15 protein-coding genes are annotated in these 15583 nt (G+C 61.0%); 3 read left to right on the forward strand and 12 right to left on the reverse strand.

Annotated elements, in window-relative coordinates; all coding sequences use genetic code 11:
• Positions 1-122: 122 nt before the first annotated feature.
• The 8 genes from secF to pdxT form a co-directional block, all read right to left on the reverse strand.
• Entirely contained in the window at positions 123-1112 is a 990-nt protein-coding gene (gene secF, locus ACNAOT_RS12250; RefSeq protein ID WP_178992610.1) for a protein translocase subunit SecF, read from the reverse strand.
• The gene (gene secD / locus ACNAOT_RS12255; RefSeq protein WP_091467847.1) at positions 1112-2863 is read right to left on the reverse strand and encodes a protein translocase subunit SecD; all 1752 of its coding nucleotides are present in this window, start codon (positions 2861-2863) and stop codon (positions 1112-1114) included. The genes secF and secD overlap by 1 nt, the downstream gene beginning before the upstream one ends.
• A gap of 114 nt (positions 2864-2977) precedes the next feature.
• Positions 2978-3361, reverse strand: coding sequence for a preprotein translocase subunit YajC (yajC, locus tag ACNAOT_RS12260; RefSeq protein ID WP_402936167.1), 384 nt, complete (start codon positions 3359-3361; stop codon positions 2978-2980).
• A gap of 143 nt (positions 3362-3504) precedes the next feature.
• The gene (gene ruvB / locus ACNAOT_RS12265; protein WP_420178217.1) at positions 3505-4581 is read right to left on the reverse strand and encodes a Holliday junction branch migration DNA helicase RuvB; all 1077 of its coding nucleotides are present in this window, start codon (positions 4579-4581) and stop codon (positions 3505-3507) included.
• Positions 4574-5218: a Holliday junction branch migration protein RuvA gene (gene ruvA, locus ACNAOT_RS12270; protein WP_091467851.1), complete on the reverse strand. Its 645-nt coding sequence runs from the start codon at positions 5216-5218 to the stop codon at positions 4574-4576. The genes ruvB and ruvA overlap by 8 nt, the downstream gene beginning before the upstream one ends.
• 103 nt (positions 5219-5321) lie before the next feature.
• Positions 5322-5900, reverse strand: a complete 579-nt coding sequence (gene ruvC, locus ACNAOT_RS12275; protein ID WP_420178218.1) for a crossover junction endodeoxyribonuclease RuvC — start codon at positions 5898-5900, stop codon at positions 5322-5324.
• A 65-nt stretch (positions 5901-5965) separates the two neighbouring features.
• Positions 5966-6721, reverse strand: coding sequence for a YebC/PmpR family DNA-binding transcriptional regulator (locus ACNAOT_RS12280; protein WP_091467853.1), 756 nt, complete (start codon positions 6719-6721; stop codon positions 5966-5968).
• Between the two features lie 3 nt (positions 6722-6724).
• Positions 6725-7426 carry a pyridoxal 5'-phosphate synthase glutaminase subunit PdxT gene (pdxT, locus tag ACNAOT_RS12285; RefSeq protein WP_420178219.1) on the reverse strand — a complete coding sequence of 234 codons (702 nt, stop codon included), beginning with the start codon at positions 7424-7426 and terminating at the stop codon, positions 6725-6727.
• Between the two features lie 102 nt (positions 7427-7528).
• Here pdxT and ACNAOT_RS12290 point away from each other — a divergent pair, with 102 nt between their 5' ends.
• Both ACNAOT_RS12290 and ACNAOT_RS12295 read left to right on the forward strand, forming a co-directional pair.
• On the forward strand, positions 7529-8857 hold the full coding sequence (locus tag ACNAOT_RS12290) for a MurT ligase domain-containing protein (RefSeq protein ID WP_420178220.1): 1329 nt from the start codon (positions 7529-7531) through the stop codon (positions 8855-8857).
• Positions 8854-9630, forward strand: coding sequence for a type 1 glutamine amidotransferase (locus tag ACNAOT_RS12295; protein WP_420178221.1), 777 nt, complete (start codon positions 8854-8856; stop codon positions 9628-9630). The genes ACNAOT_RS12290 and ACNAOT_RS12295 overlap by 4 nt, the downstream gene beginning before the upstream one ends.
• Positions 9631-9633: 3 nt before the next feature.
• Here ACNAOT_RS12295 and ACNAOT_RS12300 read toward each other — a convergent pair whose 3' ends face one another.
• Complete coding sequence (locus tag ACNAOT_RS12300; protein ID WP_420178222.1) at positions 9634-10899, reverse strand: CapA family protein; 1266 nt, start codon at positions 10897-10899, stop codon at positions 9634-9636.
• Positions 10900-10972: 73 nt separating this feature from the next.
• Here ACNAOT_RS12300 and ACNAOT_RS12305 point away from each other — a divergent pair, with 73 nt between their 5' ends.
• Positions 10973-12985, forward strand: a complete 2013-nt coding sequence (locus tag ACNAOT_RS12305; RefSeq protein ID WP_420178223.1) for a M3 family metallopeptidase — start codon at positions 10973-10975, stop codon at positions 12983-12985.
• Positions 12986-13183: 198 nt separating this feature from the next.
• Here ACNAOT_RS12305 and pdxS read toward each other — a convergent pair whose 3' ends face one another.
• The 3 genes from pdxS to ACNAOT_RS12320 all read right to left on the reverse strand — a co-directional run bounded on the left by pdxS (position 13184) and on the right by ACNAOT_RS12320 (position 15577).
• A complete protein-coding gene (pdxS, locus tag ACNAOT_RS12310) occupies positions 13184-14110 on the reverse strand; it encodes a pyridoxal 5'-phosphate synthase lyase subunit PdxS (RefSeq protein WP_017197521.1) in 927 nt (308 codons plus the stop codon).
• Positions 14111-14364: 254 nt separating this feature from the next.
• Entirely contained in the window at positions 14365-14994 is a 630-nt protein-coding gene (pgsA, locus tag ACNAOT_RS12315; RefSeq protein ID WP_091467863.1) for a phosphatidylinositol phosphate synthase, read from the reverse strand.
• Positions 14984-15577, reverse strand: coding sequence for an HIT family protein (locus tag ACNAOT_RS12320; protein WP_091467865.1), 594 nt, complete (start codon positions 15575-15577; stop codon positions 14984-14986). The genes pgsA and ACNAOT_RS12320 overlap by 11 nt, the downstream gene beginning before the upstream one ends.
• Positions 15578-15583: the final 6 nt, after the last annotated feature.

The raw sequence follows: 15583 nt of genomic DNA on the forward strand, positions 1-15583 counted from the left end.
TTCCCGCAGGTGAATGCTTCTGCAACCGGGCAGCACATGACGATGACGCAGGCAAGTCAAAGAGCCGGCCTCCGCAGTCATGCGGAGGCCGGCTCCCGGCCAAACAACGGTACTGAAAACCCCTAGACTGTGGCTTCAGTCCTGCGGTGGGCAACCTTCTTGGCTTGCTTGACGAGGTCGGGCTCGCTCTGGCGGAGCCACGCGTACAGCGGTGCCGCAATGAAGATCGTGGCCGCGGTACCAATGAGGATACCCACGAACAACGCCAGGGAAAGATCGCGCAGGGTGCCCGCGCCCAGAAGCCCGGCACCAATGAAGAGGATTGCCGCCACCGGGAGGACGGCCACCATCATGGTGTTGATGGAGCGGACCAAGGTTTGGTTGACGGCCAGGTTGACCTCTTCACTGAACGTCCGGCGGGTGGAGGTGGAGATGTCCGAGGTGTTCTCACGGATCTTGTCGAAGACCACCACGGTGTCATACAACGAGTAGCTGAGGACCGTCAGGAAGCCGATGATCGCCGAAGGCGTCACTTCGAAGTCGCTCAGGGCGTAGACGCCCGCCGTGGTGAACATGGTGACCAGCATGCCGACGAGTGCCGACAAGGACATCTTCCAGGTCCTGAAGTACAGCGCCATCAGGACAGCGGCCAAGGCAACAAAGACCACCAGGCCGATGAGGGCCTGGCGAGTGACATCCTGACCCCAGGTTGGGCCCACGAAGTTGGATGTCACTTCGTTTTCCGTCACGCCGTAGGCGCTGGTGAGGCCATCCTTGATCCGGTTCGTCTCGTCATCGGTCAGCTGATCCGTTTGGATCCGCATGGTGTTGCCTGCCACGTTGGCAACGCGGGGAATGGCATCGGGCACGATGTCGTGGACGGCCTTTTCGCCCAGGCTTGCATCAGTGGTGCTGACATTTGAAACAGTGAACTCGGAGCCGCCACGGAATTCGATTCCAAGGTTGAAACCGCCCTTGACCACCGGAATCAGGATGGAGAGTGCCACGGCGACCGCCGCAATGATGAACCAGATTTTCTTGGAATTGACGAAGTTGTACGAGCGCTTGCCCGTGTATAGCTCGTGGCCGAAGGTTGCGAAGCTCGTGGTCATTACTTCTCCTCCTTGGTGCCGTTGGAAGTACCAGTGAGCTGGCCCTTCTCGGCAAGGCGCCTCTCGGCAATGGTCATGCGTCGTTCGGCTTCGGCTGCCGCGCCGGTGTTGCGTGCGCGAACCACGGCAGGCTTTTCCTCAGGCGTACGGAGGCGGCCCGCGCCCCGGTAAAGGGGAACTGCGCCGAGACGGTCCGGGGAAAGCCCTGAGAAACGGTGCCCTTCGCCAAAGAACTTGGTGCGGGCAAGGACCTGCAGCATGGGGTGCGTAAACATGAACACCACCAGGAGGTCAGCCAGGGCCGTCAGGCCGAGGGTGAAGGCAAAGCCACGTACGTTGCCGACAGCTACGAAATAGAGGACCAGAGCGGCAAGGAGGTTGACGGCCTTGGAAGCCAGCACGGTGCGCTTGGCCCGCTTCCAACCATTCTCGACGGCGGACACCAGGCCACGGCCCTCGCGCAGCTCATCCCTGATGCGTTCGAAGTAGACGATAAACGAGTCAGCAGTCTGGCCAATGGCCACGATCAGGCCCGCCACACCTGCCAGGGAGAGACGATAGTTTTCCGTCCACCCAAGGATGGCAATGGCGAGATAGGTCAGCACACCAGCCACCACAAGGGACGCGATGGTGACAAGGCCCAAAGCGCGGTACTGGAACAGGGAGTACACAACCACCAGCAACAGACCGATCATGCCTGCCAGCAAGCCGAGGCGAAGTTGGTCGCCACCGAGGGTGGCCGAAATCTGCTCTTGTGATTGGATCTCGAAGCTGATGGGCAGCGCGCCGTAGCGCAACTGGTCAGACAAAGCCTTCGCAGACGCCTGGGTGAAGTTACCCGTGATCTGCGGCTTGCCATCGGTGATGACAGCCAGGGCTCGCGGGGCTGAAAGTACCTTGTCGTCCAGGACAATGGCGAACTGTGACTTGGGATCGTCAGTACCCTGGGTCTGCGCTGCAGCATAGAACTGGTTGAGGCGTTCGGTTACGGCTTTGAACTTTGCCGTTGCATCCGAGTTGAAGACAATGTTGACGCCCCAGGAATTCGTCACGGAGCCCTGGGCACCCTGCACCTGGGTAAAGGTGGAATCGCTGATGTCCTGGCCCTTGACCTCAACGGGCCCGAGGATGTACTTGATTGCCGGAGTCGTGGCAGTGGCCGCCTCGCAGGTTACCAGCGGTTTGGCAGGATCCGACCGGTCGCGCTTTTCCGGTGACGGATTAACACAGTCGAGCGCTTCAAATTCCTTCTGGACTTCCGGGGTGATCCAGTTGACATCACTCGCGTTGGCCGGCTCCGCCGTCGGCTTGTTCAGCTGGTCCTCAGGAGTGCGCTGCTCGGCCGGTATAGCTGCCGGGTCGCCATAGGTGATGACCGGACGGAAGTTCATGTCGGCCGAAGCCTGGATCAGGTCGCGGGTTTCCTTCGATGGTGTTCCCGGAAGGCTGACCACCACGTTGCGGCCGGACTGCGTGCTGATTTCGGCTTCAGCAACACCGGAGCCATCCACTCGCTGCCGGATGATGGCGACTGCCTGGTTGAGTTGCTCCTCATTGATCTCGCTGGAACCCTCCACGCGGGGTGCCAGGATCATCTGGGTTCCGCCTTCAAGGTCCAGAGCAAGCTTGGGAGCCCAACTGGCATTGCCAGTCACCACTCCGCCAGCAAGGACAGCGGTTAATACAACGAAAATTGCTCCAAGCCAGGTCAGCACCCTGCGGGCTGAGTTTTTGGGGCCGGTCCGTGCCATTATCGATCTTCCTGTTATCGCCGGACAGCCGCCGGCCGACGCTGGTGAGCGTCTGCCGGCGGCTCTCCGCTGCCGTAGAAGTTGCCTTGCGCGGTGTCGCCGCGACTGACGGTGCTAGTTGTCCTTCTTGTCCTCTTTGTTGAGGCGTGCGATGGTTTCTTCCGGTGTCTCGACGGCGGCAGGAGCCTCAGCCTCCGCGGCGGTCAGGGAAGAAGCGTCATCCGGGACAACCGGTGCTTCCTCGGGGGTGGTTTCGACCACCTTGGTGACTGCCTGGCGGTGAACCGTGGCCTGGTTACCCGGGGAAAGTTCGATGACGACCTTGTTCTCGGCTTCGTCGATGGACACGATGCGGCCAAAGAGACCGAAGCTGGTCATGACGTCGACACCAGGAGCGAACTTGGACTGCATTTCAGCCTGCTGCTGCTGGGTCTTCTTGTTGCGGCGGAACATCATGAAGACAAAGAGTCCAAGCATGACGAACAGCAATATGGTCATTGGATCCACAGGGAAGTTCCGTTCTGTACTTACGTTTTGGTTCACGGCAACGTCCCTGGCAGATCCGCATAGCGGGCATGGATCAAGGACTCGAACGTGCCGAGCGTCATACCAGTCTAGTGGGAAAAGCTGAACAGAGCGTGTTAACCGACTGTATCTATGCTTTCGGCGTGGTTTTCGTCCTCACCGAACAAGGCGAGGGTCTCTTGACCAAAGACTCCGGCCGGTACGGCGTAACCAAGGTGGGTCCAAGCCGACGCCATCGCAATTCGACCCCGCGGAGTACGTCCCAGAAGTCCCTCGCGTACCAGGAACGGTTCAGCAACGGTCTCCACCGTTTCCGGTTCTTCACCGACGGCAATGGCCAACGTGGACAAGCCAACAGGGCCACCGTTGAACTTGGTGATGAGGGCTTCCAGGACGGATCTGTCCAGCCTGTCCAAGCCACGCTCGTCTACTTCGTACATATCCAAGGCAGCTGACGCCGAACGGGCATCGATTTGATCGATGCCATGAACAAGCGCCCAGTCACGGACACGGCGCAGCAGCCGGTTGGCTATACGCGGCGTTCCCCGGGAGCGACCTGCGATCTCGGTGAAACCCGCGGAGTTTACCTTCAGGTCCAGAAGCCCGGCAGAACGGCGGAGGACGAGTTCGAGTTCGGCCACCGAATAAAACTCGAGATGCCCGGTGAAACCGAATCGGTCCCTCAAGGGCCCCGGAAGAAGTCCCGCGCGGGTGGTGGCACCTACCAGGGTGAAAGGCGGAAGCTCCAGGGGAATTGCAGTTGCGCCTGCTCCCTTGCCCACCACGATGTCCACGCGGAAGTCCTCCATGGCCATGTACAGCATTTCTTCTGCAGGCCTGGACATGCGGTGTATTTCGTCAAGGAACAGGACCTCGCCCTCCGAGAGCGAGGAAAGGATGGCAGCGAGATCCCCGGCATGCTGGATGGCCGGTCCGCTGCTGATACGCAACGGCGCGTTCATCTCCGCTGCAATGATCATGGCAAGTGTGGTCTTACCGAGTCCGGGAGGTCCGGACATCAGCACGTGGTCGGCGCTGCGGCCACGCATCTTCGAAGCCTCAAGCACCAGGGCAAGTTGCTTGCGGACCCGATGCTGTCCTACGAAGTCGTGCAGGTTCTTGGGGCGGAGAGCAGCCTCAATGACCCGCTCTTCCGGTTCCTCTCCCCCGTTGACGAGTGACTGCTCAACCACGGCTGCCTACACGGTTGCCGGCGCGCGCCCCGTCCTGGCCAAGCCAGCGCAACGTAGCCCGAAGTATTTGGGCCACGTTTCCTGCGTCTACGAGTTCCGGCGAGTCGGCCATTGCTTTGTCGATACTGCCGTTGGCGTCTTTCTCGGACCATCCCAAACTGGTCATGGCTGCGACTACCTGTGGCTTCCATTCTGCGTTCGGGGCCGCGGCGGGAGCAGCACCAGTGCCGGTTCCATGCGGAACCAACTTCCCGGCCAGCTCGAGGACAATACGGCCGGCCACCTTGGGGCCGATGCCCGGCACCTTGGTGAATGCCTTGCTGTCACCAGTGTGAGCCGCCACCCGGATGGCTTCCGGTTCGTGCACGGCGAGGACGGCCAAGGCCAAACGGGGCCCAACCCCGCTGACACTGAGCAGGACGTCGAAAACTTCGCGTTCGTCGTCGTCGGCAAATCCGAACAGCGTGAGTGAATCTTCACGGACGATCATGGAAGTGAAAAGCTTGGCTTCGGTTCCTGTTTTGAGGTGGCTCAAGGTCTGCGGTGTGGCGAAGACACTCATTCCCGCACCGTTGAGGTCGATAACAGCGGTGGACAAACCAACGTGGGCTACGGTTCCACGGAGAAAACTGATCAAGACCCGGCTCCTGAAATACTGCCTGCTCCGTTACCGTGAAAACTGCGGCCAAAGCGGACTATCCGAACATATCTACGAATACCCTAGCAAGAGCGGCCGACAATCACCGTTTGCGGCGCGCTTTTGCTTCGGCTTCGGCCCACGCTTTCTGCGCGGGAGTAAGTCCGGCCTTGCCGCTGGCACCACCGGCTGAGCCCATGCCACTGCCTGCGCGCCACGCGTGGGTGAGGGCCAGGGCCAGGGCGTCGGCAGCATCAGCCGGCTTGGGTGGAGCATCCAGACGCAGAATCTTGGTCACCAATTTGGTGACCGCATCCTTGTTGGCAGTGCCGCTGCCGGTAACTGCGGCTTTCACCTCGGAGGGTGTATGCATGGCGACCGGGATACCCCGGCGTGCCGCCGCCACGATGACGACGCCCGAAGCCTGGGCTACGCCCATCACCGTGCTCACGTTCATTTGCGAGAAAACACGTTCGACGGCGACGACATCCGGCTTGTGCAGGTCCAACCATTCGTCGATTGCCTGGGCGATGACCAGCAAACGCTTGTCCAAGGTCAACTCGGCGGACGTGCCCACCACTCCGACGGCCACCATGGTTGCCCGGCGGTTCCGCTCAATGTCCACCACACCGATGCCGCAACGGGTGAGGCCCGGATCGACTCCCAATACGCGAAGAGTCAAGTCCGGGCCTTCCTGATGGCTGTAAGCCTGCTGGTTGTCAAAATTGATGCGCTGCGCCCACCCGATTACTCGGCGTCGAGGGCAGCCTGCACTTCCTCGCTGAGGTCCGCATTGCTGTACACGTTCTGGACATCGTCCAGGTCTTCCAGCGCATCCACGAGCTTCATGAACTTCTTGGCGCCGTCAACGTCCAAGTCGACCTGCATGGACGGAACGAATTCGGCTTCGTCAGTTTCATAGTCGATGCCGGCTTCCTTCAAGGCGTCACGGATGGCCTGGAGATCGGAGGGCTCGGAGTGGATTTCCCAGTTTTCACCGCTGTCCTTGACTTCCTCGGCTCCGGCATCAAGGACAGCCATCAGGATGTCGTCTTCGCTAAGGCCGTTCTTGGGCAGGACAACAACACCCTTGCGGGCGAAGAGGTAGCTCACGGAACCGGGATCGGCGATGGTGCCGCCGTTGCGCGAAATCGCCAGTCGCACCTCGGAAGCGGCACGGTTCTTGTTGTCGGTCAGACATTCAATCAACAACGCCGAACCCTGGGGACCGCGGGCTTCGTACATGATCTCGGTGTAGTCCACCACTTCACCGGTGAGGCCCGCACCACGCTTGATGGCGCGGTCGATGTTGTCGTTGGGTACCGAAGTCTTCTTTGCCTTCGTGACTGCGAGCTCAAGGCCCGGGTTGCCGGCAAGGTCCGGTCCACCCATGCGGGCAGCAACTTCGATGTTCTTGATCAGTTTCGCGAACGACTTTGCACGCCTGCCGTCAATGATGGCTTTCTTGTGCTTGGTGGTCGCCCATTTGGAGTGGCCTGACATGCTTTACGCTTCTCCTCTGATCATTCGAATAAAGAGTTCATGCACGCGTTTCTCTCCCGTCACTTCCGGGTGGAAGGAGGTGGCCAGCAGTTGGCCGGAACGCACTGCAACAATTCTAGCCACTCCATGCAAAGTAGCCGTGTGGCTGGCGTGGTCGGGATCAACCTGGGCAAGGACTTCCACGCCCGGACCAACACGTTCCACCCAGGGGCCGCGGATGAATACCGCGTGAACGGGATCCACACCGGATTCACCGGCACTGAAATCCAAGCCCTTGAAATCGAGGTCGGTTTCGAAGGATTCGCGTTGTCGTCCGAAAGCGTTGCGGCGGACCGTAATATCCAGGCCGCCGAAAGTCTGCTGGGGGTTTCCGTCAAGGTCCGTAGCCGGGTCTGCAATTTCATTGGCCAGCAGGATCATACCGGCGCAGGAACCGTAGACGGGAAGGCCCTCCGCGATGCGCTTTTGAAGGGGGTCACGGACTTCGAAGATCCGGGAAAGCTTGTCTATGGTGGTGGACTCGCCGCCGGGGATAATCAGGCCGTCGATGTTGTCGAGCTCTGACGGGCGGCGAATACCCACGCCGGTGGCTCCAGCGGCCTCAACAGCGTGGATATGCTCGCGGAAGTCGCCCTGGAGAGCCAGCACGCCTATTCGGAGTCCTGCACCCACGCGTGACGAAGCGTCGGAAAGGGGGTTGGTCATTGGTCCATCATAGTGGCCCAAGCCCTCAGTAACCTTGTGTCCGGCCGTCGGGCGCTGCCGTCAGTCAGGGTTCCATGCTCCGACTGGGATATATTACAGAGCATGCTTTCCTTCAGCGTTCCCCTCGGCAAGCTGGTCCGCACACTGTCCCGACTCCGGGGCGGAGGGTCAGCTTTTCCCGGCTTGGTGGTCGAGAAGATCGACCCCGGCTTCATGCAGCGAACGCTCGCGTCGCTCCCCCTCGGCGTAGCTGTGGTCAGTGGTACCAACGGTAAAACCACCACCACCAAAATGGTGGTGGAACTCCTTGAAAGCCAGGGTTTAAAGGTCTTCACCAACCGCAGCGGCAGCAACTTCACCCGAGGTGTGGCCGCTTCGCTCCTGGGCGATGTGGATTGGCGTGGACGACTCGATGCGGACATCGCCATCCTGGAACTCGACGAAGCCCACGCCGTGCACTTCGTCAACAAAGTGGAGCCACGCTTCAGCCTCCTGCTCAATGTCCTGCGCGACCAACTGGACCGCTTTGGAGAAATCGACAAGACCGCCCGCTTACTGGAGCACATCGCCTCCAAGACGACGGACACCGTGGTCCTCAACCGGGAAGACCCGCGCGTTGCCCGGATTGCCGCCGCCCTCAACACCCTAGACGCTGTTCACCACCCCGAAATCCGGTACTTCGGACTCGACGAATCGTTGCGCAGCACTTTCCCCAACGACGACGAAATGCGCACAGGCATTGGTCCATCCCCGTCAGGCACCTCTGTTGCTGCGGAAACCGGTGACGATGTAGAACTGCCGGCTGCCGACGTCGTACTCCGCCGGGTAGGCGCCCAGGACGCTGACTTTGAGTTCGACGACGAAACCGTCACCACATCGATGAAACTGCGTGGCGTCTACAACATCTTCAATGCGGCGGCAGCTTTGTCGCTGGCGCGCGCCATCCTGGGAACCGGGCCGGTGGACACGCCCAAACTCGTCAAGGCCTTGGGAAAAGTTGCTCCCGCGTTCGGCCGCGGCGAAAGCCTCACGGTGGACGGCCAGCCCCTGGAGCTGGTGCTTGTGAAGAACCCGAGCGGTTTCCGACTCGGACTGAAGTCCTTCCCCGCCGGCGGATACGCCACCATGATTGCCATCAACGACAACTACGCCGACGGCAGGGACATGTCCTGGCTCTGGGACGTCGAGTTCGAATCCCTGCGGGAAGACGGCGTGGAAGTCCTCACCGGCGTCCGCGCCTACGACATGGCCCTCCGCCTCCAGTACGACGATGTGCCGTTCGGAACAGTGGAACCGGACATCACCGCTGCCCTGCGGACTTTCATAGACGGCTCGCGAGGCAAGCCCAAGCGCGTCTTCTGCACTTACACCTCCATGCTCGCCATTCGCCGTGAACTGGCCAAAATCACCATAGTTGAGGTGGTCTCATGACCTCGGAAACACAGCCCCACCCGGAAACACAGCCCCACTCAGACGCACAGCCCAGCAAGGGAACAATCCGCGTCCTCCAGCTCTACCCGCGGGAAATGAACATCTACGGCGACTGGGGCAACGCCCTGGTACTGAAGCAACGCATCAAGTGGCACGGTTATACGCCCGAGTTGCTCGAATACAACGTGGGTGACGAGTTCCCGGACGACGTCGACATCATTGTGGGCGGAGGCGGGCAGGACAGTGGACAACTGGTCATCCAGGACGATCTCCAGGCGCGTGCCACGCAGTTGAAGCAACTCGCGGATGAAGGTGCCCCCATGTTGGTGATTTGTGGGCTGTACCAGCTTTTCGGCAAGTTCTTCAAGACCAGCACCGGGCCCGTCATTCCCGGCATCGGCATTCTTGACGTCGAAACCCACGGTACTGACGAGCGACTCATCGGCAACGTAACCATGAAATCAGCCGAGTTCGGCGACATTCTGGGCTACGAGAACCACAGCGGGCAGACAACTTTGGGTCCCGGCGTCGAGCCCCTCGGCACCGTCACGAAAGGCGCCGGCAACAACAGCAAGGACGGACATGAAGGCGCCCGCTACAACAACGTCGTAGCGAGCTACCTGCACGGTTCACTGCTCCCGAAGAATCCGGCCATTGCGGACTTCCTGATCCGAATGGCAGCCGAACGCAAGTTCGGAACGTTCGTGCCGGGAACGCCCGACGACGGTTACGCCCGCCTTGCGCGCGAACACGCCGCACGCCGGCCGCGGTAGGCGCTACTTTTCCTTGGTGATCAGCAGTTCGTGCGCGCCTGCTGTTGCTGCGCCCATGGACTCAACCACCGCTTTGGTCCGCTGGTAGGTCTCAGCATCGGCCGCGGGTGTAGCGCAGACTCCCTGTGGTGCATCGCTGGCCACGGAGCACCAACGATAGGGATCCCGAACGATCACTGACGGGGCCCAGGCGAGATCCGACGCAGTCCAAACACCTGCTGCGTTTTGGCTGAACTGTGCCCGGACTAGAAGCCCCTCATTGTTCAGGACGTACCACGGGGACAGCTCGGTGACGCCGTTGCCCAGCCCATAGACGATCCAGGTGCCTTTGTAATTCTCGATCGGCAGCACCGAGTGGGTGTGGTGCCCGTAGATCATGGTGAACTGGCCGCTGTCCACCAACGCGTGCGCAACTTCCTGCTGCTGGGCATTGGCTTCGCTGGCGTACTCGTCACCGGCGTGCATGACGCCCAGGACAATGTCGGCTCCCAACGCCTTTGCCTGTTTCGCCTTAGCGATCATGGCCATTGGGTCCAGCTCGTCAACCAACCACGGGTATTCAGGGATTTGCCCGTTGTGGCCATACGTTCCAATGATGACCGCCACCTTGGCAGCGTCCGTTTGGAGCATGAGTATCTCTTTGGACTCCGCTTCCGTCCGGTAGGACCCCGTGTGCTTCAGGCCCGCCGCGTCCAACGCGTCCAGTGTCCGGAGCAAACCTTCAGTACCGCGATCAATGGTGTGGTTGCTGGCCGTGGTGCAGGCCTGGTAGCCGACATCCTTGGATGCTGTGATGATCTGCGGTGGCACGTTGAAGGATGGATAGGCAGAGAACGGCCCTTCCGGGGTTGCAACGGGAGTTTCCTGGTGGCAAATGGCGAGATCGCTGTTACGAATGTAGCGACGCTGCCCCTCGAGAAGCTGAACGAACGTGTAGCCGGGCTGACCAGCTGCCGCAGCGTCAGCTCTCGCTTGTTGCCAGAGCTGCGTATGGACCAACATGTCGCCTGTCACCGTGATGGAGGTGCAGCGTAACTCCGGGCAGGCGGGCCCCTTACCTGGGGTGGGGTTCGGTGCGGGGGTGCGGGTTGGGCTTGGGCTCACGTTTGCCGGGGCGGAAGTGGCGCTGCTGCGGTTCCCGTCATCATTTTCCGCGATGACACCGCAGGCGTTCACCGATAGGGACACGACCACGGCACTCAGCACGAGTACCGCCTTGCGAGGACCGAACCATCCCCCGGAAAATGTGATTTTGCCCATGGGTTTCATCCTACGGCGGGAGCTTTGCGGAAGCGGGCGTGCCGCCCTTGAGGACACGATTCTTACGTGAAAGAGTCACTTCATGACTAATCCACTCTTGAGCCCCAGCCCCCTGCCCTATGGGCTGCCGCCCTTTGCCGGCATCTCAGCAGAGCACTATGCGGAGGCTATAGAGGCAGGATTGGCATCGCACCTCCAGGAGATTTCCCGGATCGTGGCCAATCAGGAGCCAGCTACCTTGGAAAACACGGCACTGGCCATGGAGCGGTCGGGGCTTCTCCTCAACAGGGCGGCTGCGGCATTCTTCACCTTGGTTTCCGCGGATGCTTCCGACGCCATCAAGGCGCTGGAGACAGAGCTGTCACCTAAGTTGTCGGCACACCAGGATGCTGTTTACATGAACCGCGCGCTCTACCACCGATTCGCGGCCATCGATACAACAGACTTGGAAGCAGAATCGTCCCGACTAGTACGGGAGTACCTCAAGGAGTTCCGGCAGTCCGGAATTCAACTGGATGACACCGGGCAACAACGCTTGCGTGAAGTTAACTCCGAACTGTCCCGATTGGGCACCGAGTTTGGCCAGCGCGTCAAGGAAGGCATGAAGTCCGCCGCCCTGCTTCTTGACGACGCCGATGATCTTGCCGGGCTGCAGCCCGAAGTGGTCACCGGCGCCGCGGAAGCAGCCAAGCTTGCCGGGCATGACGGCAAGTACTTACTGACCTTGATCCAACCCAGCAACCAACCTGCCATGGCGTCCTTGGAGAACCGGACCATCCGCCGTCGTCTGTTCGAAGCGTCTCTGGCACGCGGCACCGAGGGCGGCGACTTGGATGTCCGTGAACTTGTGAAGGCTACCGCGCGTTTGCGGGCCGAGAAAGCAACGCTGCTGGGGTTTGCCAACTTCGCTGAGTTGGTCGTGGACCAACAGACTGCTCCCGGTTTCAGCGAGGTGGCGGCGATGCTGGGCCAGTTGGCACCTGCTGCTGTGCGTAACGCCCGGAAGGAGGCAGACGCCTTAGCGGAATCCGCCGGACACCAACTCGAGCCATGGGATTGGGCGTACTACTCTGCACTTGTCCGAAAGGAAAAGTTCCAGGTGGACGAGCAGGCACTCCTGCCCTACTTCAGCCTTGAAACCGTGCTCAACGACGGTGTCTTCCATGCGGCAACGCAGCTTTACGGGGTCACTTTCCATGAGCGCGAAGACTTGGACGGCTATCACCCCGACGTCCGAATCTGGGAGGTCCGGAATGAAGACGGCAGCGGCCTCGGCCTCTTCCTGGGCGACTACTACACGCGGGAATCAAAGCGCGGAGGTGCCTGGATGAATTCCCTGGTCGAACAGTCCAGCCTCCTGGGAACGCGCTCCGTGGTCATTAACAACCTCAACATCACCAAGCCGGCGCCCGGCGAGCCTACACTGTTGTCCTTGGACGAGGTCCGTACCGTTTTCCATGAATTCGGCCACGCCCTGCACGGCCTCTTTTCCGATGTCACCTATCCGCGGTTCTCCGGCACGTCCGTGCCGCGCGACTTCGTGGAGTACCCGTCCCAGGTCAACGAAATGTGGATCATGTGGCCGGAGGTACTGGCCAACTACGCACGTCACTACTCCACCGGGGAAGCTCTCCCCCAGGACACGGTGGACAAACTCAATGAGTCGTTGTTGTGGGGAGAAGGTTTCGCAACCACCGAATACCTCGGCGCGGCCCTCCTTGACCTGGCGTGGCACGTGCTGTCAGAGTCCGAAGTTCCGGACGACATTCCCGCCTTCGAAGCCAGGGCTTTGGCCGACGCGGGAGTCGCGCATCCACTGATCCCGCCGCGGTATCGCACCGGCTACTTCCAGCACATCTTCGCCGGCGCGGGCTACGCAGCCGGCTATTACTCCTACATCTGGAGCGAGGTGCTGGACGCGGCCACCGTGGAGTGGTTCAAGGAAAACGGCGGCCTTACCCGATCCAACGGGGACCGGTTCAGATCCGAGCTGCTATCGAGGGGTAACAGCCGCGATCCGCTGGAATCCTTCCGCTCATTCCGAGGCCATGACGCCGACCTGGCCCCCCTACTAAAGCGCCGAGGCCTCAACTAAACACAACGACGCCGGACGCTCACCTCATAAGGCGACCGTCCGGCGTCGTTCATAACCTCAAGCACCTCAAGCTGAGGGCAGGGGCGATCCGGCAGTGTGCGTAAAAGGGGCCCCGCGCCCTGAGCAGCTACTTAGCTGCCAACGGGGCGCGGGGAATAGCACGCAGAGGATTGCCGCTGTCCGAGACTTAAGTGCGGCTTACCAGCCGCGCTCAGCCAGGCGGTGCGGCTGCGGGATGTCGTCGACGTTGATGCCGACCATGGCTTCACCGAGGCCGCGGGAGACCTTTGCGATGACATCGGGGTCGTCGTGGAACGTGGTGGCCTTGACGACGGCGGCGGCGCGCTCTGCCGGGTTGCCGGACTTGAAGATCCCCGAGCCGACGAACACGCCGTCGGCGCCGAGCTGCATCATCATCGCAGCGTCAGCCGGAGTAGCGATGCCACCGGCGGTGAACAACACCACGGGGAGCTTGCCGGTGGCGGCAACTTCCTTGACCAGCTCGTACGGGGCCTGCAGTTCCTTGGCCGCAACGTACAGCTCGTCCTCGGGAAGGGCGGCGAGCTTGGCGATCTCGGAGCGGATCTTGCGCATGTGCCCGGTGGCGTTGGAAACATCGCCGGTGCCGGCTTCGCCCTTGGAACGGATCATCGCCGCGCCCTCGTTGATGCGGCGCAGGGCCTCACCAAGGTTGGTGGCACCGCAAACGAAGGGGACGGTGAAGTTCCACTTGTCGATGTGGTTGATGTAGTCCGCCGGGGTCAGGACCTCGGACTCGTCGATGTAGTCAACACCGAGGGACTGCAGGACCTGGGCTTCGACGAAGTGGCCGATGCGGGCCTTGGCCATGACCGGGATGGACACGGCGGCGATGATCGCGTCGATCATGTCCGGATCGGACATGCGGGACACTCCGCCCTGGGCGCGGATATCGGCCGGGACACGCTCGAGCGCCATGACAGCGACGGCACCGGCATCCTCGGCGATGCGGGCCTGCTCGACGTTAACGACGTCCATGATGACGCCGCCCTTGAGCATCTCCGCCATGCCCCGCTTGACGCGGCTGCTGCCCGTGACGCTGTTCGCGGACGAACCGGCTTCGTTGCTTACATCTGGTGTAGACACAAAAACCCCTATGGGTAGATAAACGACCTTCTTGCCGGGGGCGCACGCAGCCACAGACCGCTATCAGCGCACACCGGGTTTCAGGTCAAGGTGACCAAGTACTAGTAATAGTAGTCGCACCTTGCATGGTGGCTGTACATTCATTACTGCCTGAGCGGGCAACAAAGCGGGCTCCAGTAGGGCAGGTGCACAACTTCGGAGGAGCCACATTGGTCGCTTGCCAGTTCCTTTGGCAAGCATTGCCTGCTGGTCGTTTACGCTGCAGCGGTTCCATCGGCTTCAGCCATGGCCTGCCGCCGCACTGCCGACATTCGCTGGACGATCGTCACCAAGCTGGCCAGGGCAAGAAGAATCAGGGTCCCGAACAACACAACCGGCGGGAGCCCCAATCCCGTGAGCCCCGTGATGAGCAGCACGGAAGCCAAGCGTTCTGCGCGCTCTGCGATCCCCACGCTGGCCTGGTAGCCCAAGGACTCCGCTTTGGCCCGGGCGTAGGAAACAACCATGCCAAGAACCAGGCAGACGACGGCGGCGGTGCCTATTGCCGGATCCTCACCGCCGGTGAAAAACCAGATGGTGAGGCCGGCAAAAATCGCGCCATCGGCGAGACGGTCCAAGGTAGAGTCCAGGAAATTACCCCAACCACCGCTCCGCCCCTGCAGCCTTGCCATGATTCCGTCTACGACATCCGAGAACGCAAAAAAGGCGACCACGACTGAACCCCACCATAAGAAGCCCAGCGGGTAGAGGACGAGTCCCCCCAGGATGACGCCGGCGGTCCCTGCAATGGTCACTGCGTCCGGAGACACACCGATCCTGAGGAGCCAACGCGCTAAAGGTGTAAAAAGTGAAGTGAAAAAGCCGCGCGCATGCCTATTGAGCATTCGACTCCCCCGGCCAGGCTTCAGCCACAAGCTTGCGGACCTCATCAAGGGTCTGCGTAATGGCCTTGGTCTGAGCGATGATCGGGAAAAAGTTTCCATCCCCGCCCCAGCGCGGAACCACGTGCTGATGGAGATGCGCGGCGATGCCTGCACCGCCGGTAACGCCTTGGTTCATGCCCAGATTAAAGCCGCTGGGATTCGAAACCTTCCGCAGCACGCGCATTGCCGTCTGGGTAAGATCGGCGAACTCCGCCGTTTCCTCCGCCGTGATGTCCGTGTAGTCGGGAACGTGCCGGTAGGGACAGATCAACAGATGCCCGGGGTTGTACGGGAACAAATTCAGGACCACATAGCAGGTCCTTCCCCTATGGACGATGAGGGATTCCTCATCCGAGCGCGTGGGTCCTACACAGAACGGGCAGTCATCCTTGTTCTTGAATTGATCCTGCCCGCCCTTGATGTAGGCCATACGGTGCGGAGTCCACAGGCGCTGAAACGCGTCCGGTACGCCCGCCAATCCGAAGTCATCGGTTACGTCTGCGTCGCCTGGAAGGTCAGCTGCCGCGCCTGTGTTCTCCTGCACCGTCTA

It is taken from the genome of Paenarthrobacter sp. TA1.8 (genome assembly GCF_048595705.1).
Taxonomy (GTDB): domain Bacteria; phylum Actinomycetota; class Actinomycetes; order Actinomycetales; family Micrococcaceae; genus Arthrobacter; species Arthrobacter nitroguajacolicus.

Excerpts from the sequence above, each read along its gene's own strand:
- secF (WP_178992610.1), bottom strand. The coding sequence starts at position 1,112 with ATGACCACGAGCTTCGCAACCTTCGGCCACGAGCTATACACGGGCAAG.
- secD (WP_091467847.1), bottom strand. The coding sequence starts at position 2,863 with ATGGCACGGACCGGCCCCAAAAACTCAGCCCGCAGGGTGCTGACCTGG.
- yajC (WP_402936167.1), bottom strand. The coding sequence starts at position 3,361 with ATGACCATATTGCTGTTCGTCATGCTTGGACTCTTTGTCTTCATGATG.
- ACNAOT_RS12280 (WP_091467853.1), bottom strand. The coding sequence starts at position 6,721 with ATGTCAGGCCACTCCAAATGGGCGACCACCAAGCACAAGAAAGCCATC.
- pdxT (WP_420178219.1), bottom strand. The coding sequence starts at position 7,426 with ATGACCAACCCCCTTTCCGACGCTTCGTCACGCGTGGGTGCAGGACTC.
- ACNAOT_RS12290 (WP_420178220.1), top strand. The coding sequence starts at position 7,529 with ATGCTTTCCTTCAGCGTTCCCCTCGGCAAGCTGGTCCGCACACTGTCC.
- ACNAOT_RS12295 (WP_420178221.1), top strand. The coding sequence starts at position 8,854 with ATGACCTCGGAAACACAGCCCCACCCGGAAACACAGCCCCACTCAGAC.
- ACNAOT_RS12300 (WP_420178222.1), bottom strand. The coding sequence starts at position 10,899 with ATGAAACCCATGGGCAAAATCACATTTTCCGGGGGATGGTTCGGTCCT.
- ACNAOT_RS12305 (WP_420178223.1), top strand. The coding sequence starts at position 10,973 with ATGACTAATCCACTCTTGAGCCCCAGCCCCCTGCCCTATGGGCTGCCG.
- pgsA (WP_091467863.1), bottom strand. The coding sequence starts at position 14,994 with ATGCTCAATAGGCATGCGCGCGGCTTTTTCACTTCACTTTTTACACCT.